This is a genomic window from Streptomyces sp. TRM49041, assembly GCF_008271805.1.
GTDB lineage: Bacteria > Actinomycetota > Actinomycetes > Streptomycetales > Streptomycetaceae > Streptomyces.
The window spans coordinates 69232-92620 of sequence record NZ_VSRY01000147.1 but is presented as its reverse complement, the minus strand read 5'-3'; the positions used below and the strand labels follow the sequence as shown (position 1 = coordinate 92620).

At 71.5% G+C, this 23389-nt stretch carries 21 protein-coding genes and 2 pseudogenes; 16 read left to right on the top strand and 7 right to left on the bottom strand.

All coding sequences use genetic code 11. From position 1 onward, the window contains the following. Window positions 1-57 precede the first annotated feature (57 nt). Window positions 58-780 (bottom strand): DUF2470 domain-containing protein, encoded by a 723-nt coding sequence (locus tag FVS66_RS21380; RefSeq protein ID WP_149182799.1) that lies wholly within the window; start codon window positions 778-780, stop codon window positions 58-60. Next, window positions 777-1610 (bottom strand): class I SAM-dependent methyltransferase, encoded by an 834-nt coding sequence (locus FVS66_RS21375; protein ID WP_187645639.1) that lies wholly within the window; start codon window positions 1608-1610, stop codon window positions 777-779. The genes FVS66_RS21380 and FVS66_RS21375 overlap by 4 nt, the downstream gene beginning before the upstream one ends. A gap of 270 nt (window positions 1611-1880) precedes the next feature. On the opposite strand from FVS66_RS21375, the gene FVS66_RS21370 reads away from it, so the two are divergent. Genes FVS66_RS21370 through FVS66_RS21360 form a run of 3 tightly spaced genes read left to right on the top strand, consistent with a single transcriptional unit; the run spans window position 1881 to window position 5789 of the window. After that, a complete protein-coding gene (locus FVS66_RS21370; protein WP_149182797.1) occupies window positions 1881-2741 on the top strand; it encodes an ABC transporter ATP-binding protein in 861 nt (286 codons plus the stop codon). Further along, the gene (locus tag FVS66_RS21365; protein ID WP_149182796.1) at window positions 2738-3718 is read left to right on the top strand and encodes an iron-siderophore ABC transporter substrate-binding protein; all 981 of its coding nucleotides are present in this window, start codon (window positions 2738-2740) and stop codon (window positions 3716-3718) included. Before FVS66_RS21370 ends, FVS66_RS21365 begins: the two co-directional genes overlap by 4 nt. 4 nt (window positions 3719-3722) lie before the next feature. Beyond that, window positions 3723-5789 (top strand): iron ABC transporter permease, encoded by a 2067-nt coding sequence (locus FVS66_RS21360; protein ID WP_149182795.1) that lies wholly within the window; start codon window positions 3723-3725, stop codon window positions 5787-5789. Window positions 5790-5993: 204 nt separating this feature from the next. Here the strand turns inward: FVS66_RS21360 and katG are convergent, their stop codons facing one another. Continuing rightward, on the bottom strand, window positions 5994-8183 hold the full coding sequence (gene katG / locus FVS66_RS21355) for a catalase/peroxidase HPI (RefSeq protein WP_149182794.1): 2190 nt from the start codon (window positions 8181-8183) through the stop codon (window positions 5994-5996). A 404-nt stretch (window positions 8184-8587) separates the two neighbouring features. Here katG and FVS66_RS36165 point away from each other — a divergent pair, with 404 nt between their 5' ends. Then, window positions 8588-8806: a hypothetical protein gene (locus FVS66_RS36165; protein ID WP_262387124.1), complete on the top strand. Its 219-nt coding sequence runs from the start codon at window positions 8588-8590 to the stop codon at window positions 8804-8806. An 81-nt stretch (window positions 8807-8887) separates the two neighbouring features. After that, window positions 8888-9211 (top strand): hypothetical protein, encoded by a 324-nt coding sequence (locus tag FVS66_RS36160; RefSeq protein WP_262387123.1) that lies wholly within the window; start codon window positions 8888-8890, stop codon window positions 9209-9211. Between the two features lie 92 nt (window positions 9212-9303). Here the strand turns inward: FVS66_RS36160 and FVS66_RS21345 are convergent. Both FVS66_RS21345 and FVS66_RS36910 read right to left on the bottom strand, forming a co-directional pair. Next, a pseudogene (locus tag FVS66_RS21345) lies at window positions 9304-9762 on the bottom strand (DUF4139 domain-containing protein); the annotation flags it as partial. After that, window positions 9669-10955 (bottom strand): annotated as a pseudogene (locus FVS66_RS36910) (DUF4139 domain-containing protein); the annotation flags it as partial. The pseudogenes FVS66_RS36910 and FVS66_RS21345, both read right to left, overlap by 94 nt. A 168-nt stretch (window positions 10956-11123) precedes the next feature. On the opposite strand from FVS66_RS36910, the gene FVS66_RS21335 reads away from it, so the two are divergent. Next, window positions 11124-11324, top strand: coding sequence for a hypothetical protein (locus FVS66_RS21335; RefSeq protein WP_149182793.1), 201 nt, complete (start codon window positions 11124-11126; stop codon window positions 11322-11324). Between the two features lie 156 nt (window positions 11325-11480). Continuing rightward, window positions 11481-11765, top strand: a complete 285-nt coding sequence (locus FVS66_RS36150) for a DUF6227 family protein (protein ID WP_262387122.1) — start codon at window positions 11481-11483, stop codon at window positions 11763-11765. A 247-nt stretch (window positions 11766-12012) separates the two neighbouring features. Here FVS66_RS36150 and FVS66_RS21325 read toward each other — a convergent pair whose 3' ends face one another. Next, window positions 12013-12585, bottom strand: a complete 573-nt coding sequence (locus tag FVS66_RS21325) for a TetR family transcriptional regulator (protein WP_149182792.1) — start codon at window positions 12583-12585, stop codon at window positions 12013-12015. A 234-nt stretch (window positions 12586-12819) separates the two neighbouring features. Here FVS66_RS21325 and FVS66_RS21320 point away from each other — a divergent pair, with 234 nt between their 5' ends. From FVS66_RS21320 to FVS66_RS21285, 8 genes are all read left to right on the top strand, one after another. Beyond that, on the top strand, window positions 12820-13530 hold the full coding sequence (locus FVS66_RS21320; RefSeq protein ID WP_149182791.1) for an AAA family ATPase: 711 nt from the start codon (window positions 12820-12822) through the stop codon (window positions 13528-13530). Between the two features lie 109 nt (window positions 13531-13639). After that, complete coding sequence (locus tag FVS66_RS21315; protein WP_149182790.1) at window positions 13640-14233, top strand: flavodoxin family protein; 594 nt, start codon at window positions 13640-13642, stop codon at window positions 14231-14233. A gap of 105 nt (window positions 14234-14338) precedes the next feature. Further along, complete coding sequence (locus FVS66_RS21310; protein WP_149182789.1) at window positions 14339-14746, top strand: nuclear transport factor 2 family protein; 408 nt, start codon at window positions 14339-14341, stop codon at window positions 14744-14746. Window positions 14747-14934: 188 nt separating this feature from the next. Next, window positions 14935-15942, top strand: coding sequence for an AvrD family protein (locus FVS66_RS21305; protein ID WP_149182788.1), 1008 nt, complete (start codon window positions 14935-14937; stop codon window positions 15940-15942). Window positions 15943-15984: 42 nt separating this feature from the next. Next, window positions 15985-17001: a beta-ketoacyl-ACP synthase III gene (locus tag FVS66_RS21300; protein ID WP_149182787.1), complete on the top strand. Its 1017-nt coding sequence runs from the start codon at window positions 15985-15987 to the stop codon at window positions 16999-17001. A gap of 222 nt (window positions 17002-17223) precedes the next feature. Then, window positions 17224-17472 (top strand): acyl carrier protein, encoded by a 249-nt coding sequence (locus tag FVS66_RS21295; RefSeq protein WP_149182786.1) that lies wholly within the window; start codon window positions 17224-17226, stop codon window positions 17470-17472. Window positions 17473-17565: 93 nt separating this feature from the next. Next, a complete protein-coding gene (locus tag FVS66_RS21290; protein WP_149182785.1) occupies window positions 17566-18312 on the top strand; it encodes an HAD family hydrolase in 747 nt (248 codons plus the stop codon). 22 nt (window positions 18313-18334) lie between these two features. After that, on the top strand, window positions 18335-19582 hold the full coding sequence (locus tag FVS66_RS21285) for an MFS transporter (protein WP_222946967.1): 1248 nt from the start codon (window positions 18335-18337) through the stop codon (window positions 19580-19582). Between the two features lie 220 nt (window positions 19583-19802). Here the strand turns inward: FVS66_RS21285 and FVS66_RS35535 are convergent, their stop codons facing one another. Continuing rightward, complete coding sequence (locus tag FVS66_RS35535; protein WP_222946973.1) at window positions 19803-20045, bottom strand: hypothetical protein; 243 nt, start codon at window positions 20043-20045, stop codon at window positions 19803-19805. A gap of 271 nt (window positions 20046-20316) precedes the next feature. Between FVS66_RS35535 and FVS66_RS21275 the strand changes: the two genes are divergently transcribed. Then, window positions 20317-23388, top strand: a complete 3072-nt coding sequence (locus FVS66_RS21275; protein ID WP_149182784.1) for a CHAT domain-containing protein — start codon at window positions 20317-20319, stop codon at window positions 23386-23388. The last annotated feature ends 1 nt before the right edge of the window (window position 23389 follow it).

Sequence of the window (23389 nt, the reverse complement as noted above, 5' to 3'; positions counted from 1 at the left end):
CGCGCTGCTGAGGTCCGCCGGCCCGACGCCCCTCGGCGGCCGTCGGCGGCATGCCCGTCAGATGCGGGGGCATGAGGAGGAGTGATGCCGGTGCGCGCATCCCCGGGGCGCCGTGAGGAGCTGCCGGATCCGCTCGCCGGCCTCGGCGGCGTCGCGCGCGGGCGCCGGGAACAGGAGGCGCAGGTCGCAGTGGCCGGTGTCGTACTCGCAGCGCAGGGTGATGCAGTGGCGGTCCAGGGCGAAGGGCAGGGCTCGGATCATCCCCCGCGGCAGTCGGGGGCCCGCGAGGCCGAGCAGGTCGCCCATCAACTCCTCGTGGGCGTCGATGAGATGGGTCAGCATGGCGGCTTCCTCGACGGCGAGCGGATCGGGCTCGGCGAGGGCGATCTCGTCAAGGCCGACCTCCACCGTGCCCGCCGGCGTCCGCAGCGAGACGCGCGCGGTGTCGAGCCGCAGGCCGCGGTCGTCCGCCCGGGCCAGCCACCCGGAGACCGTCACCCTGGCTCGTACGCGGTCACGGACCGCGGTGGGCGCGATGTCGGTGAACTCCAGCAGGGCGGCGAGGCTGCCGCGCGGCGCCTCGGCGACCTGTCGCGCCAACGGGCTGTCGGCCTGGGGGTGGAGCGTGAGCTGTCCCCTGGAGCTGACGGAGTGCATGCCGATCAGGTCGTAGTCCTGCCCGGCGGTGGTCAGGGACAGCGAGACCGCACGTGCCAGTACGCTGCGCACGCGCTCCGCGGCGGTCGGCTCGGGCAGGGTGATGTCGGTGTGGGTGCTCAACGGGACTCCATGCGGTACAGGTCGAATCGGTACGCCTCCGTCCGGCGGCGGCGCAGGGTGCCCGTGGTCGACAGCATCACCTTGTACGACCAGGGCAGACGGTCACGGACGGCACGGGGCAGGTCGGTCAGGGCGGCGGACTCGACGAGGCGGGAACCGGCTCCCCAGCTCTCCGGCAGGCTGGGGTCGTCGCAGCGTCGACGCATGCGCGCGGACACCTTGCTCGACACGTCATGGTGGTCCCGCCCGTCCACAGAGACGCCGGAGGCCGTCTCCAGGGCGAGGTGTGCTCCGGGCAGCCGGTCGCCGAGAAGGTTGAACACCTCCCGCACCGCGGCCCGTTCGAGGTGGACGAGGACGGCTTCGGCGACGACGAAGTACGGGCCGGGGGAGCCGGCGACCCGGGCGGGCCACTCCGGGTCCGTCACCGAGGCGGGGATCATCTTCCGGCGCTCGGATTCGTCGAAGAAGCGGCGCCGCAGGTCGATCACGTTCGGAAGGTCGAGATCGAACCAGTGCGCCGTTCCGTTGTCTACCCGCTCGAACCGGGTGTTCAGACCGGCGCCGACCTCGACGACCGTGCCGCCGGGGTGTGCGGCGAGGAAGCGGCGCACCCAGGTGTCGAAGAGCAGGGTGCGCAGGTTGGCGCCGATGAGGCTCCTGGCCCCGTTGAACCGGGTGAAGTCGTAGTCGATGGCCTCGACCATCTCGACCGCGCGCGGATCGTCGAGCAGGCCGCGCTTCCTTTGTGTCTCCACGGCCCTGGCGTACAGCGGAATGAGGAGAGTCTCCTGCACGGCGCCGAGCTCGGGGCGGTGCTTTTCCGCCATGGACAACCCCCCTTCGAATTGAGGTAAGCCTAACCTTACTAATCGCTGAGGGGGCGTCTGGGTGGGGGTGGATGAACGTGATCCATGTCGCGGTGGCGGCCGCTGGTGGGCGTCGGTGAGGCGCAGCGTCAGGAGGGTGGCGTGGCGAGCGGCGGGTGACGGGTGTCCGGGGGCCGGTGGGGGGCCTCGAGTATGGCGGGATCTCGACTTGCGCCGGGCGCTCGCCCCCCCCCTTTCGGGCACTTCTAAGGTTAGGCTAACCTCTCCGGCGTGCATGTTGGTGAAGAGACCTCCGAGGCCGAGCGTTCCCGCGGTCATGAACTGTCTGCCACGGGTGTCACCGTGGCGTACGACGGTGTCGATGTCGTACACGACGCCTCGATGACGCTGCGGCCCGGCGAAGTGACCGTCCTCGTCGGGCCGAACGGCAGCGGCAAGTCGACGCTGCTGCGCACGATCGCGCGGCTGCAGCGGCCCAGGACCGCCACACTCGTCATCGACGGCGACACCGACGGTCTCGCGCTGAGCCCCCGTGAGTTCTCGCGCCGCGTCGCCCTGCTCACGCAAGGACGCCCCACTCCGAGCGGGCTGACCGTACGGGACGTCGTCCGGTTCGGCCGCTACCCGTACCGGGGACGCTGGGGCCGGGACGACCCGGGCGGCGGGGCGGCGGTGGACCGCGCCCTCGCCATGACGGGCGTCGCGGAACTCGCCGAACGCGGCGCCGAGCACCTCTCGGGCGGACAGCTCCAGCGCGTCTGGCTGGCCGGCTGCCTCGCCCAGGAGACGGGTGTGCTCCTGCTCGACGAGCCGACGACCTACCTCGACCTGCGGTATCAGGTCGAACTCCTCGACCTCGTGCGCGATCTGGCGGACGACCACGGCATCGCCGTGGGTGCTGTCCTGCACGACCTCGACCAGGCCGCCGCCGTCGCCGACCGGATCGTCCTGCTCCACGCGGGACGGGTCATCGCCGACGGCGGCCCCGCCGACGTACTCACCCCGCAGAGGCTGACCGACACCTACGGCATCCGGATCGACGTCGACACCGACCCGCTCACCGGCCGGCTGCGCACCCGCGCGATCGGCCGACACCACACGCGAAACGAAAGGCTCAGCACCACCTCATGAGACGCCTCCTCCTCACCGCGGCGGCCGCCACCGCCGCGGCCCTCGCCCTGACCGCCTGCGGTACGACCGAGCCCGCCGCCGACGACAAGGCGGAGAAGACCGCCGAGCGCATCACCCTCACCGACGACTCGGGGACGAAGGTCGAACTCGACGGTCCCGCCGTGAAGGTCGTCGGAACCGAGTGGAACGTCGTCGAGAGCCTGATCTCGCTGGGCGTCGACCCGGTCGGGGTCGCCGACGTCAAGGGCTACAAGACCTGGGACACCGCCGTCCTGCTGAAGAACGAGCCCAAGGACATCGGCACGCGTGGTGAGCCCAGCATGGACACCATCGCCGCCCTCGAGCCGGACCTCATCGTCGCCACCACCGACCTGCCGCCGGCTGCCGTCAAGCAGCTGCGCAAGGTCGCCCCGGTTCTGGAGGTACGCGCCGCCGCCGCCTCCGACCCGATCGGGCAGATGACGAAGAACCTCGACCTCATCGCCCGGGCCACCGGCACCACCGAGCGGGCCGAGAAGCTCAAGAAGCAGTTCGACGCGAAGGTCGCCGAGGGGAGGAAGGCCCTCGCCGACGCCGGCCTCGCCGGGGCGGAGTACGCCTTCGCCGACGGGTACGTCGTCTCCAACCAGGTCTCGGTCAGGCCCTTCACCAGCGGCTCCCTCATCGGGGCGGTCAACGAGAAGCTCGGCCTCAAGAACGCCTGGACGGTCGAGGGCGACGAGAGCTACGGCCTCGCGTCCACCGACGTCGAAGGGCTCACCAAGCTCGGCGACGTGCACTTCGCCTACATAGGCAGCGAAGGCGACAAGAACAGCACGCCGTTCACCGGCGCCCTCGCCGAGGACAAGGTGTGGACGTCGCTGCCGTTCGTGAAGAAGGGCAACGTCCACCGGCTGCCCGACGGCATCTGGATGTTCGGCGGTCCCGAGTCGATGAACCAGTACATCGACTCCGTCGTCGCCGCCCTGACGAAGTAACACCATGGCCGTCACCGCAACCACTCCCGCCACCCGTCCGTCGGCGGTCACGTCCCGGACGGGCGCGGCCGCGGTGACGGCCGCACTGGTCCTCCTCGTCGCGGGTCTCGCGGTCGTGGACCTCACGCAGGGCACGGCCGCGGCCGGCGCCCCGGAGGTGTGGAAGGCGCTCACGGGCGGGGCCGACCCGGCCGACGCGTCCGTCGTCATCGCCTCCCGACTCCCGAGGATGACCGCGGGCCTGCTCGTCGGCGCCGCACTCGGTGTGGCGGGCGCCGCCCTGCAGGCCGTCAGCCGCAATGTCCTCGCCTCGCCCGACACCCTCGCCGTCAACGCGGGTTCCTACCTCGCCCTCGGTCTGGTCGCCGCCACCGGCGTCACACTCCCGCTCCTGGCCTCCTCCGGCGTCGCGTTCGCCGGTGGCCTCGCCGCGGCGGCCGTCGTCCTCGGACTGTCCGGCCTCGGCGCCGGCACCGTCCGGCTCGTCCTCGCGGGCAGCGCCCTCACCCTCGGCCTCACCGCCGTCACGGAGGGCCTGCTTCTGCTGTTCCCCCGGGAGACGGAGGGCCTCTACCAGTGGAACCAGGGCAGCATCGCCCAGAACGGGTTCGACGGCGTCCTGCAGATGGCGCCGATCGGCCTCATCGGCCTCGTCGGGCTGCTGCTCCTCGCCCGCCGGGTCGACGCCCTGGCGCTCGGCGACGACGCCGCGCGCGGCCTCGGCGTACCCGTCCGCGCCACCCGCGTCACCGCCGTCGTGCTCACCGCCCTGCTCTCCACGGCAGCCGTCACACTCGCCGGACCCATCGGTTTCGTCGGCCTGTGCGCTCCCGCCCTCGTCCGCCCCCTCGTCCGCAGATACCGCGCGTTCACCCGGTCCCGGGCGAGCCTGCCGGTCGCGGGTCTCACGGGCGCGGCGCTGGTGCTCGGCTCCGACGTGCTGCTCCGTGCCGTCGTGCCGGCGGACGTGGCGGTCGCCGTGCCGACCGGCGTCGTCACCAGCCTCGTCGGTGCCGTCTTTCTGATCGTCATGGCCACGCGGGTCCGGGACACCGCCGGAGCCACCGCGTCCGAACGGCTCCGGATCCGCAGCCGGGCCGTGTTCCTCACCACCACGGCCGTCCTGGCGGTCGTGCTCGTCGGAGTGGCCATCGCCGCCGTGCTGCTCGGAGACAGCAAGCTGCTGCTCGGCGACGTGGCGAACTGGAGCCAGGGGCGGGCCGGCCGGACCGTCACCTTCGTACTCGACACCCGCGTGCCCCGGGTCCTCGCCGCCCTCCTCGCGGGCGCGGCGCTCGCCCTGGCCGGGACGCTCGTCCAGGCCGTGACGCGCAATCCCCTCGCCGAGCCCGGTGTCCTGGGCGTCTCCGGCGGCGCCGCGGCCGGCGCCGTCCTCCTCGTGACGACGGTCCCGATGGCCGGATCGTGGAGCGTGGCCGCCGCTGCCCTGGCTGGCGCCGCGGTCAGCTCCCTCCTCGTCTTCGGACTCGCCGCGCGGGGCGGGTTCCAGCAGAACCGCCTCGTCCTCGTCGGGTTCGGCGTCGCCACCGGTGCCGCCGCCCTCATCAGCCTCCTGATCATCCTCACCGACCCGTTCAACGCGACGAAGGCGCTCACCTGGCTGTCGGGATCGACCTACGGACGGACCCTGCCCGACGTGGCGCCCCTCGCGGCCGTCCTCGCCGCGGGCGTGGCCGTCGCGGCAGTGCGGCGCACCGAACTCGACCTCGTGTCGCTCGACGAGGACACCCCGCGGCTGCTCGGGCTCCGCCTGGGACGCGGACGCCTCGGCTTCCTCGTCCTCGGCGTCCTGCTCAGCGCCACCGCCGTGGCCGCCGCGGGCACGATCGGTTTCGTGGGGCTCGTGGCACCGCATGCGGCGCGTGCCCTCGTGGGCCGGCAGCACGCCCGGGTGGTTCCCGTCGCGGTGCTCCTCGGCGCCGTCCTCGTCTGCACCGCCGACCTCGTGGGCCGCACCGTCATCGCCCCTGCCCAGCTGGGCGCCGGCCTGATGACGGCCGTGATCGGGACGCCGTACTTCCTGCATCTGCTCGTACGCGGCCGCCGGTAGGGCGTGTGCGGCATCCCGCCGCATCCTGAAACCGGCGCGATGGGCCCGGCCCGCGCGCCTGCTCGGCACGGGCCACGGGCCACGGGCCACGGATAACCGGGACGGAACCCGGCCCCCGGCCGGCCTCGCGCGCCGCGGCGGGGCCGGTGTCCCGGTCGGCCGTTGGGCGGCCGACCGGGAGACCGGGAGACCGGGAGACCGGGCTCAGCGGAGGTCGAACCGGTCGAGGTTCATCACCTTGTCCCACGCTGCCACGAAGTCACGTACGAACTTCTCTCCCGCGTCCTCGGAGGCGTAGACCTCCGAGACGGCCCGGAGCTGGGAGTGGGAACCGAAGATGAGGTCGACGGCGGTGGCGGTCCACTTCACCTCGCCCGTGGCGCGATCCCGGCCTTCGAATACGTTCTCAGCCGAAGCCGACGCCTTCCACTCCGTGCCCATGTCGAGCAGGTTGACGAAGAAGTCACTGGTCAATGTCTCCGGCCGGTGGGTGAAGACACCGTGTGGGGATCGCTGGAAGCCGGTGTTCAGGGCCCGCATGCCGCCGATCAGAACCGTCATCTCGGGAGCGGTCAGCGTCAACAGGTTGGCGCGGTCCAGCAGGAGGGTCTCCGGCGACAACTTCTCTCCCGCCCGGAGGTAGTTACGGAATCCGTCCGCCGTGGGTTCGAGCACGGCGAACGACTCCACGTCGGTCTGCTCCTGCGAGGCGTCCGTGCGCCCCGGCGCGAACGGGACCGTGATCTCGTGCCCGGCGTTCTTCGCGGCTCGCTCGACGGCCGCGCACCCGCCGAGAACGATCAGGTCGGCGAGTGAGACCTTCTTCGCGCCGGCCTGTGAGAGGTTGAAGTCCTGCTGGATCTGCTCGAGGGTCCGCAGCGTCTCGGTCACCTCGGGGAGATCATTGACCGCCCAGTCCCTTTGCGGCGCGAGCCGAATCCGTGCTCCGTTGGCCCCGCCGCGCTTGTCGGTGCCGCGGAAGCTCGCCGCCGCCGCCCAAGCAGTGGTGACCAGCTGGGAGATGGACAGTCCGGAGGTGAGGATCCTGCCCTTGAGGGCAGCGACGTCCTCGTCCGCGACCAGTTCGTGATCGACCTCGGGTACGGGGTCCTGCCACAGCTGCGGCTCGGGAACCCAAGGGCCGAGGTAACGCGAGACGGGCCCCATGTCGCGGTGCAACAGCTTGTACCACGCCTTGGCGAACGCCGTCGCGAGCCTGTCCGGGTTCTGGTGGAAGCTCTTCGCGATCGGCCCGTAGACCGGATCCAGCTTCAGCGCGAGGTCCGTCGTCAGCATCATGGGAGCGTGCCGCTTCGACGGGTCATGGGCATCAGGCACTGTGGCCTTGGCCGCCGGATCCGTGGGAGTCCACTGATGCGCACCGGCGGGGCTCGTCGTCAGCACCCAGTCGTATCCGAACAGGTTGTCCAGATACCCGCTGTCCCACTTCGTCGGCCGGGAGGTCCATGCGCCCTCCAGCCCACTGGTGAGCGTGTCGGGGCCCTTGCCGCTGCCGTATGTGTTCCGCCAGCCGATGCCCTGCTGCTCGATGGGGCAGGACTCGGGTTCCGGACCGATGTACGAGGGATCGACCGCACCATGACACTTGCCGAACGTGTGGCCGCCGACGATGAGCGCGACCGTCTCCTCGTCATTCATCGCCATACGCCCGAACGTCTCGCGAATGTCCCTGGCGGCGGCCATCGGATCCGGGTTGCCGTTGGGCCCCTCCGGATTGACGTAGATCAGTCCCATCTGCACGGCACCGAAAGGACCGGTGAGTTCCCTGTCGCCGCTGTAGCGTTCATCCCCGAGCCATGTGTCCTCGGGTCCCCAGAAGATCTCCTCGGGTTCCCAGATGTCCTCTCGCCCGAAGCCGAACCCGAACGTCTTGAACCCCATTGATTCCATGGCACAGTTGCCGGCGAAGACCAGAAGATCGGCCCAGGAGATCTTCTGGCCGTACTTCTGCTTGACCGGCCAGAGCAAACGGCGTGCCTTGTCGAGGCTCGCATTGTCCGGCCAACTGTTGAGGGGGGCGAAGCGCTGAGCGCCGCTGCCGCCACCGCCCCGGCCGTCGGCGATACGGTACGTTCCCGCGGCATGCCAGCTCATTCGGATGAAGAGCGGTCCGTAGTGGCCGTAGTCGGCAGGCCACCAGTCCTGGGACGCCGTCATCACCTCGAAGACGTCCTGCTTCAGCGCGTCGAGATCGAGGGTCGCGAACTCTTTCGCGTAGTCGAAGTCCTCGTCCATCGGATTTGAGCGGGAGGAGTGCTGGTGGAGAACCTGAAGGTCCAGCTGATTCGGCCACCAGTCCCGGTTTGTCCTGGGCCGAGTCCGCGAGGGCGTCGGGGAGGAGATTGCTGGATTCTCGCTTTCGCTGCCGGACACGTCCGTCCTTCTTTCTGTCTCGGTGTTTCCTTCTGCTGGCCGCTGCTCTTGATGTTGTTTGCGACGCCGATGACTGTGCCTGTGTCGGCGTCCAAATGGTCGCGCACCGCGGACCGCACCGCCACGAGAACACGCAGAGCACCCCGCGTAACTCGGGCGGCGAACTCGATCAGGCGGTTGACGCCTCAAGAGAGCTTCACCGCCCCCTCGGGTACCGTTCGATCGTGCCGCCATACTCGAACAGACCGTTCGCTGAGGAAATTCTCGCCGCCGTCCCCGCTCTCGCTCCTTATGCCCGACCCGCGGTCGTCCTCCACCCGACGCGGGGCACACCGGGGCACCGGAACAGCTCGATCGCCGGGCCGATGCTCTGGCCGGCGCAGGAGCCTTGGCCGCACTGCTCCGTGCCGGACGAAGAGGAGCCGTCCGGGCTGCCACCCGTGGCCATGGTTCCGGTGGTGAAGGTCTTCCGATCGGACGCGCCGGGAGACTGGTGGCCGCAGGGCGCCGACGTGTTCCAGCTGCTGTGGTGCCCGAACCCGCACTGGGACCCGCCGACTCCGCACGCTGACGGAAGCCCGGTCGTGGAGATCCGCTGGTGGCGGGCAGCCGACCTGCCGTAGGAGCCCTTTTCCGCCCCCGCCCCCCTGCGGCAGGCAGAGGAGGACTACGGTTTCTCGCCCCGGCCGTGCCTGCTGGCCCCCGTGCCGCTGACGGATCTCCCCTACCGCGGGGAACTGCCGGACGACGTTGCGGGCGACGTGGAACGGCTGGTGGAGGAGACCTCCGGCGAGGACGGAGGCGACGTCATCACACGCGTGGCGGGATGCAGGTTCGGCGGCTGGCCGACCTGGCATCTCACCGAACCGTACGAGTTCCGCTGCCGTGCGTGCGACAGTCCCCTGAGACTCCTGTTCACCGTCGCCGGCGACCCCACCACGCGGATCACGGTGGGCAGGTGGGGAGACCTCCGGGTGTTCGGCTGCCCTGCGGACCTCCGGCACGGCTACGAGTTGGACGTGCACTGACCGAACAAGAGACGCTCCGCGTCATGGACGTCGGATGGCAGCGTGTCCGTAGGACGGCCGGAGTCGGACAACGGGAGTCGGACGACCGGGACTCAGAGCCCGACGACTTTGGCCTTCGCCGACAGCTCGTAGACCAGGGTGACCGTGCGGCGGCCGTCCGGTGGGAGGCTGACGTCCCAGCGGGCGATGCCTTCGGCGTCGACCACGTCGGGCGCCGGGGAGCAGGCCTCCTCGCGCAGCCGTACCTCCACCGCCGCGACCTCGGAGACCGGGATCCGCTCCCGGAGGACGACCACCTGTTCGCCTTGCTCCCCGGGGGCGGAGAACCGGGACAGGTGCAGCTCGACCGTGCGGGTGACCACGGTCCGCTGGGTGATTCCGGCGGAGTCGCGGGACTCCTCGGCACGCCGGACCACCCGGTAGTCGTCGCAGCTGCCGAAGGCGAGCTCGGCGCCGCTGGGCCGCACAGGACGAGCGTGGTGTAGTCGAGCTCGGCGTCGCTGGGCCGCGGCGGACCGGGCTCCGGTGCCGGAGGCGGTGGTGGCGCGGCCCGGCCAGGAGCCGCGGGTGCCATGGCGGCGGGAGGCCCCGCGAGGGACTTGCCGCCGATACGGGGCCTGCCGCCTGATCGCGACCGGACGGGTTGCGCGAGGCCGGTCTCGGCGGGCGGCCCGCCGTAGCTCTGCGGTGCCGGCGGCGGGGGTGGTGGAACGGGACCGGAGGCGGCGGCGCCCGCCGCGGCGGGCGCCGCTGCGGCCACGGGCGCGGAGGCTCCCACGACGGCCGCGGGTGTGGCGGGCGTGGCGGGGCGAGGGCCGGCCGCCTCGTACCCCGCGAACAGGTCGGCGAGCCCCGCGGGAGGCTCGCGCCAGCCGGACGGGGCGGGGGCGGGCTGCCGGCGTCCGATCCGGATCGAGCGGAGCCTCGGCAGGTCGGTGCGGCGCCGAAGGTCGGCGGTCGCCAGGGCGATGCGCACGCCGGTCCAGTCCTCGCCGGTGCGCTGCGCGACCGAGGCGCGCAGCACCAGACGGCCGGTGCCGTCGCCCTGACGGTGGGTGAGGCGGTAGGCCGGCACCCACACGGCGCCCGGAACTCCGTACTCCAGCTCCAGCTCCACGTCCGCGTCACCGGCGCCGTCGAGGGCCAGGAGCGCGGAGACCTTGGTCTCCAGGTGCGCTGACGGTGCGTCGGTGGAGGCGCGGGCGAGCCTGTCCGTGGCGACGGTGAGCTCGTGCTCGACGCGACGCAGCGCCTCCTCCAGCTCGACGAGGCGTGTGTGCAGTCCTGTCAGCCGCTCGTCGACGAAGTCGGCGAGCGCCAGCCATGCGCCGACCGGAGTGCGGCGGTGCGGGTCCTCGCGCCTGCGGGCCGGCGGCACCGGGCGCAGAGCCCTGACCTCCTCGATCAGGCTCAACTGCCGGTCCCGACGGGCCCGTGCCGCCCCGTGCTCGTCCCGCAGACGCTCGACCTCGCGCCGCGAGTCGTCGGGCGCACCGGTGTCGGTGTCGGTGCCGAGAGGCTCGGCCTCCACGTCGACCCGGGCCTCGGCGACGCGCACCCCGGGGGCGCCCAGGACACGGGCCCGCAGCGAGCCCGGGTCCAGCGAGCGGGGCAGCCCCGTCACCCGTACCCGGCCCTCCGGCGGCACGCTGCCCCGGGCCAGGCGGCGGCAGACCGCGCCCTGCGCGTACACCACGACCGAATCGAGGGTCGACTCCCACCTCTGTGCCATCCCAGCCGTCATGTGCCCTGCCCCCCACCGCCTTTGCGCATACTACAACCGCAGGCGCCCGCGCAGGCATCCCGATCGGGGCTGCCTCACACCCCGCGAGACCCGCCGGCGCCACCACCGAACGAAACCAGACCACGCCCTCGCCGCATGACAGAGCCGTGTCCAAGACCCAACTGGTGGGTGCGGATCGCTGCCTCCCAGCTGGCCCAGTGGATCGACGCCCTCGCCAACCGTCCGGACGGAACCGGCGTCGCAACCCTGTGCTGGGCCGGCCGCCACGACGGGATCGCCCTGACGCTGCCCGAGACGACGCTGCTCCTCGCCGGCATCGACGAGACCAGTGGTGCACCACACCGGTACGGACAGTCGCGACCACCATGAGCTGTACGCGGAGAAGGCCGAGGTGCGGCCGGCGGCGGCCCGGCTTTCGAGGCGTACCGCTTCCCGGACGCGGTCGGGCCGGCGGATCCGCTGTACGACGATCTGGACGCGGACCTGGAGCTGCTGAGCTCCCTGCTGGTGCGTCCGCCGGAGCCCATGCCTCGCGTGTACGTGCCGGACGACCCGGCGGACCACGCCCGCCGGGTGCTGCGCCGAGTGGAGAACGCGGACCGGCCGGGCGACACGGTGGCGGCACGCGGCCGCGCGCGGGGCGCTCGCGCACCACATCCAGCAGGTGTTCGGCCTTCACCTGTGCGAGGTGTACGAGGACGAGCGCACCGCGCGAGCCGCGATGGAACAGCGGGCGCGGGTGTGCTGACCTGGCGGCCGGGGCGGAGGGAGGCCCGGCATCTGACGCGCGGCGGCCGTGCCGGGCCCTGACAATCGGCGGGGGCCGCCGCGTCTCGGTACGAAGAGGGGGCGCCACCCCGGCGGGTCGGAACCCTTGCCGAGGCCCCGGGGCCCTGGCGCGGGCCCCGGAGAGGCGGCTTGAGGTGTGGCCCTCCCGGTCGCGGTCGGCTTCTCCAGGCGCGCACGGCTCGCTGACGCGCGCGAGCGCCGCAGTGCGCGGCGCACGACCCCGCGGGGCGTGCGCGCCTGGACGCGGTACGCGGAGGGCCGCCGAGAGTCAGCTGCCGGTTGCCCGCTCCGCGAAGGCGACCAGGAAGCTACGCAGGCTGCCGCGCTCCTCGTCCTCGCCCGAGGGCGAGCCCAGGGCCAGCCGGGCCAGCTGGGGCATGGCGTTCGGCCAGGCGCCCAGGCCGATCAGCGTCAGCAGCAACTGCCGGGATTCGCTCTCCGTGAAGCCCGTCGAGTCGGCGAGCGACCCGGAGGCGTCCCGGTACCACTCGGCGCGGCGGGAGTCGCCGTCGGCCAGCCGGTCTCCGTAGTGCAGCGCCTCGAACATCAGGAGGCGCAGCAGTGCCGGGTTCTCGCTGTGGTAGTCGAAGACCCGACCCACATACTCCCCGACCGGGCCTTCGCCGGGGCGCACCGTGTGGCGCAGCTCGGCCATGGCCTCGGCGAGCACGGCGTTGAAGAGGTTCTCCTTGCTGCCGAAGTGCCCGTAGATCCGTTCCTTGTTCACGCCGGCGTTGTCGGCGATGCGGTTCACCCGCGCGCCCGCGATGCCGTACTGCGCGAACTCTTCTCTCGCGGAGTCCAGCAGCAGGCGTTTCGTCTTCTCGGTGTCTCGTCCCATGGCACCAGGATATCTTCCAATCAACCAGTTGGTTGGACACGTCTTGGTCTCTATGGCACGATCAAGCCAACGGGTCGAGGGCAACCGCTTCGACCTGAAACGGGGGGATTGCGCCGGTTGGTCCGTGCGCACAGCCATGCCTTTTCTCCGCTGGCCCCCGTGGGATCCGCGACGGAACCCCGCCGGTTCGATGAGGAACCGGCCGGTTCCTCCTAGACCAAGGACTGCCCAGGGATGAAGATCGCGATATCCGGGACCTACTCCGCCGGCAAGACGTCGACGGTGATGGCGCTCTCCCACTACACGGGCGTGCCCCGCACGCTGGCCAGGACGATCCGGGAGATCCTCCCGGAGACGTTCCCCGGCAAGAAGCTGACGGAAGTGACACCCGCCGAGTTCCTCCAGCTCATGCTCCGCCGGCACACCGGCAGGGCCGTCCAGGAGGCGCTCCTCGGGGACCACTTCATCTCCGACGGCTCGTCGCTCCAGGAGTGGCTCTACGGTGCCGGCCGTGTCATCCACGGCATGAACCCGAACACCACCGCGGACAACGAGGGCGGTCGCGCCGCCGACGTCACCGAGGAGATGAGCTTCTTCGCCCAGGTCGTCGACCAGTACGGCCAGGCCCTGAAGAAGCACGTCAAGGACACGTACGACGCGTATGTCCACCTGCGGCACGAGCTGCCCATCACCGCCGACGGCCACCGGCCGATGAACGAGAAGTTCCGCGCGACCATCGACGCGATGCTGCTGGAGACGCTTGACGAGCTGGAGATCCCGTACCACGTCATCAGCGGGACCATGCCCGAGCGTCTGGAGACCATCTCCGGCATCTTCGGCCTCACGCCGGTGATGAGTGTCGAGGAGGCCATCGAGCTGGCCCGGCAGGACTACGGCCACCAGGACTTCCGCATGGAGACGGAGCGCGTTCCGGCCGCCGCCTGAAGCCGCGGCTCGCCCTCCGCTTCCGCTCTCCTGCTGTTCCGCTCCCCTGCTTCCTCTTCTTCTGCGTCATCACACTCTTTCCGTTCCTTGTACCAAAGGGAGGTTTGCCATGCCCAAGACCCCGAAGGTCGCCATCGCCTACTACTCCGGTTTCGGCCACACAGAGGTGCTGGCCAAGGCCGTCGAGGCCGGTGCCACCGAGGCGGGCGCCGAGGTCACGGCGGTCCGTGTCGACACCATCGACGACGCGGGCTGGAAGGCCCTCGACGAGGCCGACGCCATCATCTTCGGCTCGCCGACCTACATGGGCTCCGCGGCCGGCCAGTTCCATGTCTTCGCCGAGTCCACGAGCAAGCGCTGGCTCGCCATGGCCTGGAAGGACAAGCTGGGCGCCGGCTTCACCAACGCCGCCTGCAAGGCCGGTGACAAGCACTCGACGCTGGCTTACTTCGCGACGCTGGGCGCCCAGCACCAGATGAACTGGATCAACCTCGGACTCCACCCGGGCTGGCACACCACCACCGAGAGCGAGAACGACCTCAACCGCCTCGGCTACTTCAACGGATCCGCCGCCACCACCCCCGCGGACCTGCCGCCGGAGGATGTGCACAAGGCCGACATCGCCACCGCGGAGCACCTCGGCGCCCGCGTCACCCAGCACACGGCGATCGTCCTCGCCGGCCGCGAGGCCCTGGGCCTCTGAGCCCCCGGGCCTCTGATACCCGGCGCCCTCAGCAGCCGTCACCGCGGCTGCTGACACAGCACCAGCACCGTACGCACCGCACGAGAAGAAAAGAGAGACACCGACATGACCGTCACCCAGACGTCCACGAGCGAGACCGTCGACGCCTTCTTCGGCAACTTCGGCGAAGGCAACATCCCCGGCGTGCTGGACCTGTTCGCCGACAAGGTCGACTTCCGCGTCACCGGCTCCCCGCTCGTGCCCTGGACCGGTGCCCGCTCCTCCAAGGAGGAGATCAGCCAGTTCTTCGCCTCCTTCGGTGTCCTGACCGGCCCCGAGCACTTCGAGCTCTCCCACAAGATCGTGCAGGGCGAGGACGCTGTCGTGATCGCCAACTGCGTCTTCGGGGTGGAGGCCACCAGCAAGAAGTTCCACAACCACTACGCGCTGCACTTCACGGTGACGGACGGCAAGATCGTCCGCTACCACATGTACGAGGACAGCTACGCGATCCACGAGGCGTTCACCGCCTGAACAACCGGAACACCGAAACGCGAAGGCGCGGAAACGCGACAGCGCAACTGCGCGAAGCGCGGGGCCCCTTCCCGGAGACGGGCGGGGGAGGGGCCCCTCACCGGTTACCTCACCACAACACCAGCTGCATCAGTCATGAGGGCTGTCAGCAGCCCTGCGCTACATGAGCCATCGGGGGACACACACTCATGCACGCTATGCTCTCGTCCGAGACGGCACTCCGTCTCGCCTCCGTGGACGACTTCCTCGGAGACCGGCAGAACCGCTTCTTCGGCGAAGGCTTCAAACGCGTCACGCAGGACCTGACCGAGATCACGGTCCGGCCCGGCGCGGCCCGTATCGACGCGACCGCGGGGATACGCATCCCCGGCACCTGGTCCCGCAAGGGGCAGGCACACCAGCGTCCGCACCTGTCCACGATCGACGCCATGGTCTTCGGCGCCCGCCTCACCGGGCTCTACGCGGCCCACACCCACGGCCTGTCCGCCGACGACCCGTTCCTCGTCCGTTCCGTCAGCATCAAGGCCGGCACCTCCCCGGACGAGGAGAACCTCGACCACTTCGGGGTCTCGGGCACCGTCGCCGCCACATCCGAAGGCTCCGTACCCGGACGTCTCCGGACGACCATGGACTGCGCCGTCGGCTCCATGACCGTACGTGTGGAGGCCGACCACCCCGGAACCCGCGGCGCGGCACCCGGCAGCGCCGAAGGCTCGTACTCGGTGGCCCAGTCGCTGGACGGACCGTGGAACGACGCCCCGTTCGGCGCCTCGCACCACGGGCGGCACCAGTTCCTCGCCGACGTGCAGGCCGAGGACCACACCGCCGACGCCGACCTGACCATCACCAACGAAACCGGACCCGACGGCCCCCGGCTTCCGGCCACCATGGTCGACCTGTTCGTGTCGGCTCTCCAGCTCGGCCAGATCCTCCTCTACCGCCTCGATGGTGTCGACCGCGCGAGCTCCCACACCCTGTGGATGCGCAGCACCACCATCACGCCGGTGCCGACCGTGGCCGCTGGTGCCGCCTATACCGCGGCCGCGGCGGCGGACGAAGGCGACGGGCGCTTCCGCGTCACGCTCGCGCGCCCCGCCAAGCTGCCCGCCAAGCAGGGCACCTGGCGCGCCGCGCGCATCACGGCCACGCACGCGGGGCTGCGCCTGGCCTGCAACGTCGCTCACCTTCTGCCCTGACCCCGCCCCGACCGGAAGCCGCATCCCACAGGAAGACTCCGCATGGCGCACTTCCCCGCGCTCGTCGGCCTGGGCAGCTATCTGCCGCCCCGCCGCGTCACCAACGAAGAACTCGCCACCGCGTTCGACACCTCCGACGAGTGGATCACCACCAGGACCGGTATCCGCTCCCGCCACTGGGCCTCGCCCGGCATGGCCACCAGCGACCTCGCGATCGAGGCCGGCCACCGCGCCCTCAAGTCCGCGAACCTGCCACCGGGGCCGGGTGCCGTGGACGCCGTGGTCCTTGCCACCACCACCCCCGACCACCCCTGCCCGGCCACCGCCCCGCAGGTCGCGTCCCGCCTGGGCCTCGGTGCCACCGCCGCGTACGACATCGCCGCGGTGTGCTCCGGGTTCGTCTACGCCCTGGCCACCGCCTCCGCCCAGATCACCGCGGGCCAGGCCCGACGGGTCCTCGTCATCGGAGCCGAGACCTACTCGACCATCCTCAACCCGGCCGACCGCACGACGTCCGTCATCTTCGGTGACGGCGCCGGAGCCGTAGTCCTCTCCGCGGTGCCGGACGCCGACGCACCCGGCGTCGTCCTCGGCGTCGACCTCGGTTCCGACGGCTCGCGGCAGGACCTCATCACCATCCCGGGCGGCGGTTCCCGGGAGCGGGCCTCCACGGCGGAACACGACCCGAACGGCCGCTACTTCACCATGCAGGGCAAGAAGGTGTTCGCCGAGGCGGTCACCCGTATGGGGGACTCCGCGGCAGCCCTGCTGGACCGGATCGGCTGGCCCGTCGAGTCGGTGGACCACCTGGTGGGCCACCAGGCCAACGTACGCATCCTCAAGGCGCTCGCCCAGCGGCTCGGCCTGCCGCAGGAACGGGCCGTCGTCAACATCGACCGCGTCGGGAACACCTCGGCCGCCTCCATCCCGGTCGCGCTCGCCGACGCCGCGACCGCGGGGACGCTGGCCACCGGGTCCAGGCTGCTGCTCACCGCGTTCGGCGGCGGGCTCACCTGGGGGTCGGCCGCGCTGACCTGGCCCGGCCTCACCGCAGCCTGAGACCGCCGCACGGTTCCGGGCCCGAGCAGGCCCCGAACCGGTCGAAGGGACAGCCCCGCATCCCGTCACGGCTCACCTCCAAGCGGCGATCGTGCAGCAGCTGATCTTTCAGCGGCTCACCTTCACCACCTCACCTTTCGGCGCCTCACCTTTCGGCGCCTCATCTTCGGCGCCGCCCTCACGCGTGCGTCAGCACGCACGGAACGCGAAGGGAACTTCCCCATGACCACACGGACACAGCCGCTCGCCGACCAGCTCCTCGCACTCCTCACCGCCGAATACGAGGCCCCGGAGGACACCACGCCCGAGACGCGGTTCGACATGCTCGGCTTCGACTCGCTCGTTCTCGTCGAGGTGGCCGTCGCCATCGGCCAGCGCTACGGCATCACCGTCACCGACGAGGAACTGCACGAAGCCGGCAATGTCGCAGGGACCGTCGCCCTGCTCGAGTCCAAGGGTCTCCACGCCTGACACGACGACAGCGAGGGGGCCGGGTACCGGACCGGTCCGGTACCCGGCCCCCTCCCCGCGCCCCTGCCCCGCCCGCCAGTTATCGAGGACCTGATGAGCCGTACCCGGATCGCGTTCTTCGACGTCGACGGCACCCTCACCACCGCCACGACCATCTTCCGCTTCCTGCGGCACTTCCTCTCCGCCACGGGCCACCCGCCGCACGTGTACGAGCAGCGGCGGCAGCGGCTCAAGGCCATGACAGACATGGGCCTGCCACGCGAGGAGACCAACCGCGCCTACTTCGACAGCTACCGGGGTGCCGATGTCGCCGAGGTCGAGCGGCTGGCCCGCGAGTGGTTCGACGCGGAGCTGCGCGCCGGGGGGCTGTTCCACCCGTACGCACTCGCCGCCCTGCGCGAACACCGCGCCGACGGTGACCTCGTCATGCTGGTATCCGGCTCCTTCCCGGCGTGCCTGGCGCCCGTCGCGGCCCACTGCGGCGCCGACGAGACCTGGTGCACGCTGCCCGAGATCGTCGACGGCGTGTACACGGGCGGGCTCACCCGCACGCCGATGATCGGCAAGGCCAAGGCCGACGCCCTGCTCGCGGCCGCGTCGGCGCACCGCGTCCCGCCCGAGCACTGTGTCGCGTACGGCGACCACGTCTCCGACCTGCCGATGCTCCAGGCCGCCGGAACAGCCGTGGTCGTGGGCGGCGACGACCATCTGCGGGCGGTGGCCCGGCTGCGCTCCTGGCGGCTGCTGCCCGGTGCCCCGTCGGCCCGGCAGCTCCCACTACCGTCGTCCTCCGCTTCGCCGTCGTCCTCCACACCGTCGACGCCCTCCCCGTCTCTCTAGTCGGCTGAAACCACTCGGACACATGACTACCGCCGCTTCCCCCTCTTCCTCCGCCCCGGCTCCCACCCCCGCCCCCGCCTCGCCGGAGTCGGCGGCCGCCCACGTGCCGTTCTTCCGGACCGTGCTCACCCTGTGCGCGGTCGGTCTGCTGGTGGTGAGCCAGCTCTTCACCGTGTTGCCTGTGCTGCTGCCGCTCGCGGAGTCCTGGGGCACGACCCCGTCGGCGGCGGGCTGGACCGCCACCGCCTTCGGCTGCGGATACGCCTCGGGGTTCCTTTTCTCCGGGCCGCTGTCCGACCGGTTCGGCCGCCGTCTCGTCATGACCGTCGGTCTGGCGCTCACCGCGGCCGCCACCGCGGCGGTCGCCGCCGCGCCCAGCCTCCTCGCCGGGTGCGCGATCCGCGCCGTCCAGGGACTCTGCGCCGCGGCGTTCGCGCCGTCCGCCTTCGCGTACATCGCGGAGCGGATCGAGCCGACCCGTCGGCTCGCCGCGATGACCTGGCTTACCAGCTCCTTCTTCACCGCCTCCGTCCTGGGGCAGGTGTACGCCCAGTTCGTCGCCGACGTGGCGGGCTGGGAGCCGGTCTTCCTCGGCTGCGCCGCCGCGCTGGCGGGAGCCGTCCTGCTGCTGCGCGGCGTCCTGGAGGGCGACCGGGCGCGCCCCACGACCTCCGTCGGGGACGCCTTCCGCGCCATGGGGCGGCTGCTCACCGTACCGTCGCTGGTGCTGCACCTCCTGGCGACGGTGAGCGTGCTCTGCGGATTCGTGGCCCTCTTCACGGGCCTCCAGGTGGTGGGCGTCCCCGCGGCCGGCGCCGGCTCCGGCACGCTGTCGGCCCTGCGGGCCGCGATGTTGCCCGCGATGGTGCTGGTGCCACTGTGCGCCCGATGGCTGGTGCGGCTGTCCGCCGCCGCCCGGGTGATCGGCGGACAGTTGCTGGCCGGGGTCATGGCCGGGGTCATGGCGCTGCTCACCCTGGACGGTGAGATCGGGGTCATCGGGCTCGGCGTGCTGCTGTTCGTCTTCGTCTTCGCGGTGGGGGTCACCGCGCCCGGGCTCGTCGAGTCGGTCAGCGCCCAGGCGGGGCCCGCGCGGGGCGCGGCCGTCGCCTTGTACACCTTCGTGCTGTTCCTGGGCGCCAGTGCGGGCCCGCGGCTGGCCGTTGCTGCGAACGGTTCGTTCGCCGTGGTGTGCGTGGCGGTCGCGGTGGTGTACGCGGCGGGGGCCCTGTTCGCGGCCCTCGGCCGCTGTACCGCCGGATCACGCTGAACCGGTCCCACGGCGACCGCGGCCGTGGGTGCCTGTCGAGTCGGGACGGAGCGCGGTGCCGGGGTTGCCGCCGGTCCGTTCTCCGTGCCGCCCGCCGAACCCGGCGTACCCGTCTCCGAGTACCGGGCTCTCCACGAACTCTCGTTCAGGCAGGACCGTGAGAGGCGAGGCGAGGCGTGGCGGTGCATCCGCTCCGCCAGTTCTCCCCGCTCGCGGGAGGTCAGGGCGACCTCACGTCGATTCCGGCCGTCTCGCGACCAGCGTTGCGCTGTGTGACCTGCCGCACGTGGATCTCGGCGATCGCGTCGTGAGCCCGCCGTAGGGGCCGGAAGCCGTAGGAGACCGGCTCGAAGTCGGCCTCGAGGATCGGCTCCAGCACCAGCTTCAGCGCTGCCAGGACCCCCCGGTCGGTGAGCGCAGACGGCGCGTCTGGCAAGCGGGCGGACGCGCTCTTCGAGCTCACGGACGCGGTGCTGTGCGCGGACGGGCCGGTGAGGACGCCGGCCGGCCTGCCTGGGCCCCACGGACGATGCGACCCAGGTTACCGGCAGCCAACTCCATGACGTGGTAGACCGGTTGCCCGATGTCGGACACACCGGCGACCGGGGGCCCCGAGATCCCGGGCGTGCGACAGCTCAGCGGACAGGATCTTCGCCATTCGGCCGCTGCACGACCCTCCCGCTGCGTACCGTAGGCGTCGCCGCAGAGGCGGACTTAGGGACCGGGGGCCGGAGATGGGCGAGCTGCGCTCGGAGTTTCGTGCTGCGATCCGCAAGGCGATGTCCGCACCGGACGAGGCAGCGCCGTTTGTGTTCGAGTCGGCGGAAGACGTGATGGGGCGCGGGACGCACTACAACGTCGCCGAGCTTCTCCACGGGGTTCGCGAAAAGCTGACGCCTGAGCAGACGGGCGCGCCGGAGGCCGTCGACCTCGACGTGGTGTACCTCGTCGCGTGCTACCACCTCGCGCGGTGCCGGCATGTGCCCGAGGAGCGGAGGACCTGGGATTACCACGCGATGGTGTTCCTGTTCGGCGTTGTGCACGCGCTGCGTCCGGATGCCGTACCGCAGCCGCTGCGCGACGCCTTCGTACAGCACCCGCCGAGGCTGGTGCCGCCCTACGAGATCGTGCACGCCGTGGGCAACGCACTGTTCCTGGCGAGCGTGCCGGCCGACGACAGGGCAGGGATCGCACTGGCCACGGCCTTGATGGTGTGGGCTCGGGACGAGGCACAGGGTGGAGAGTCCGAACCGGCCATCACCTTCAATCTGGGCACGGCCATGGCGGCTCTGGCCGACTGCGACGGTGGTGACGATCCCGTGCGGACGCGGGCCGCTGCCCTGCACCTGATGCGTCAGGCGATCGCCGTGCTGCCGGCCGGTGATCCGGCGCGTCAGGAGATGATGGCCATCCTCATGCGGACGCAGGCGACGGCCCCGCCGGCCCCTGTGGCCGAGGGCAGCACGGCGGCCGAGGTGACCCACTACATGCGAGACGGCGATCCGAACCGGCTCGACACGCTCGTCGACCGGCTGCGACGGGCAGTCGACAGGGCGGCGACCGGTGAGCCGGAGCGCAGTCACCGTCGTATCGAACTGGGCCAGGCACTGCGGATGCGCTTCGAGATGGAGGGGGAGCTCGCCGACCTCGACGGTTCGATCACCGAACTCACCGACGCGCTGGCAGGCCCGCTCGGAGACGAGGAGCGGGCAACGGCCCACTCGTTCCTCGGCCTCGCCCACCTCGATCGGTACGCCTCCTCGGGGGACCTCGCGGACCTGGAGGCGGCCACAGCCGCCGTCCGCCACCCGTACCCCGCCCACCTCGCCGTCTCCGTCACCCACGCCCAGCGGCTCACCAATCTCGCCGCCGTTCTCACGGCACGGTTCGACGCCTACGGGGACATGGCCGAACTGAGTGAGGCGGTGGACCACCTGCAGTACGCGGTGGCGGCCACTCCGCCCGCCCAGCACGACCGTCCCGTCATGCTGATCAAGCTGGCCCTCGCGCTGCGGAAACGCGGAGTGCGCACGGGGCGGGACGCGGAGATGGACGCCGCGGCGTCCATCCTCAGGCAGGTGGCGGGAGAGCCGTCGGACACCGGGCCCAACCATCAACTGGCCCGTCGGGAGCTGGGGCACCTGCTGGAGATGCGCGGCCGTGGCCGGCGGGCGGTGGCCGATCTGGTGGAAGCCGCCGCGCAGTACCGCACCACCGCGCTCGCGCCCACGCAGGACATCCGCACACGCCTGCACTGCGCCGCTCTATGGGGTCTCACCTGCGAGACGCTGGCGGACCTGGAACAGGCGCGTGCCGCCTTCGGCGTGGCCCTCGCCGAGCTCCTGCCCAAGCTGACCGGGCGGGCTCTGGGCAGGGAGTCACAGGAGACGCGGCTGCGTGAGTTCTCCTCGTTGGCCAACGTCGCCGCAGCTGTGGAGATCACGGCGGGCAGGCCCCGCCAGGCACTGGTCCGCTTGGAACAGGGGCGCGGAGTCCTGCTGGCGCAGGCACTGCAGCTACGGAGTCGTCACGACGACCTGGTTGCCGCGTCCCCTCGCCTCGCGGCCCGTTTCGAGCAGGTCTGCGCGGAACTGGTGGCGCGACAGCGCAGCCCGGAGCAGCGCAAGGCGTCGGCCGCGGAGTTCGACCGGGTGGTGCGGGAGATCCGCGCGCTGCGGGGCTTCGGCCACTTCCACAGGCCGCCGGACTGGGCACGGCTGAGCGAGGCGGCGGCGCTCGGGCCCGTCGCCGTCATCAACATCTCCCCGCTGCGCTGCGACGCGCTCCTGCTGCACCATCGCTCCGGGCGGGCTGCCGTCGAGGTACTGCCGCTGCCCGGCGTCACGGCGGAGGAGATCAACCACCGGGCCGACGCCTTCCAGACCGCTGTGGCGACGCTGGCGACACCAGGCACCACGGGCGGGGAGCGGTACGTACACGACCGGGAGCTGAAACGGACGCTGCGGTGGCTGGGCGACGAGATCGTGAGGCCGGTCCTCGAACGGCTGGGCCTCGACGGCCCGGTGGCACAGGGCGCGCCCGCGCCCAGGCTGTGGTGGTGTCCGACCGGCGTCCTGTCCCTGCTGCCCCTGCACGCCGCCCTGCTCGAAGGAGACGGCCGTCCCGGCTCCGTGTACGCCCACGACAGGGTCGTCTCCTCCTACGTCCCCACGCTCGGCTCGCTCCTGCACGCCCGGGACACTCCCGCCCCCGATGCCGGGCGGACGTCCCTGGTCGCGGTCGCCGTGGACACCGGCCACGCCCACCCTCGGCTCGCGTCCCTGGACGAGGAGCTGTCCGCGACGGCGGAGTGGACCGGCCGCAGGACCGCGCTGCGTGACGCGGAGGCCACACCGGAGGCGGTGCTCGCCGCACTGCGTACGCACACCCACGCCCACTTCGCCTGCCATGGCGTACGGGACCCGGCCGACCCGTCGCACAGCAGACTCCTCCTGCACGGTGGTCATGTCACCCTGCGTGGGCTCGCGGCCGAGCGCCTGCGTGATGCCGAGCTCGCCTACCTGTCGGCGTGCCACAGTGCCGCCCCCGGCCAGGAACTGGCCGACGAGGTCATCTCCGTCGCATCGGCCTTCCAGCTCTGCGGCTACCGGCAGGTGGTCGGAAGCCTGTGGACCGTGGACGACAAGACGGGCCCCCTCCTCGCCCGCGAGGTGTACCGGCTTCTCAGCGCACCGGACGCCCACAGCGCCGCCCACGCCCTGCACAGGGCCGTCGGGACGCTTCGCGAACACCCCCGCTACCGGGAGCCGCTGTTCTGGGCGTCCGTCATCCACAGCGGGCCCTAGG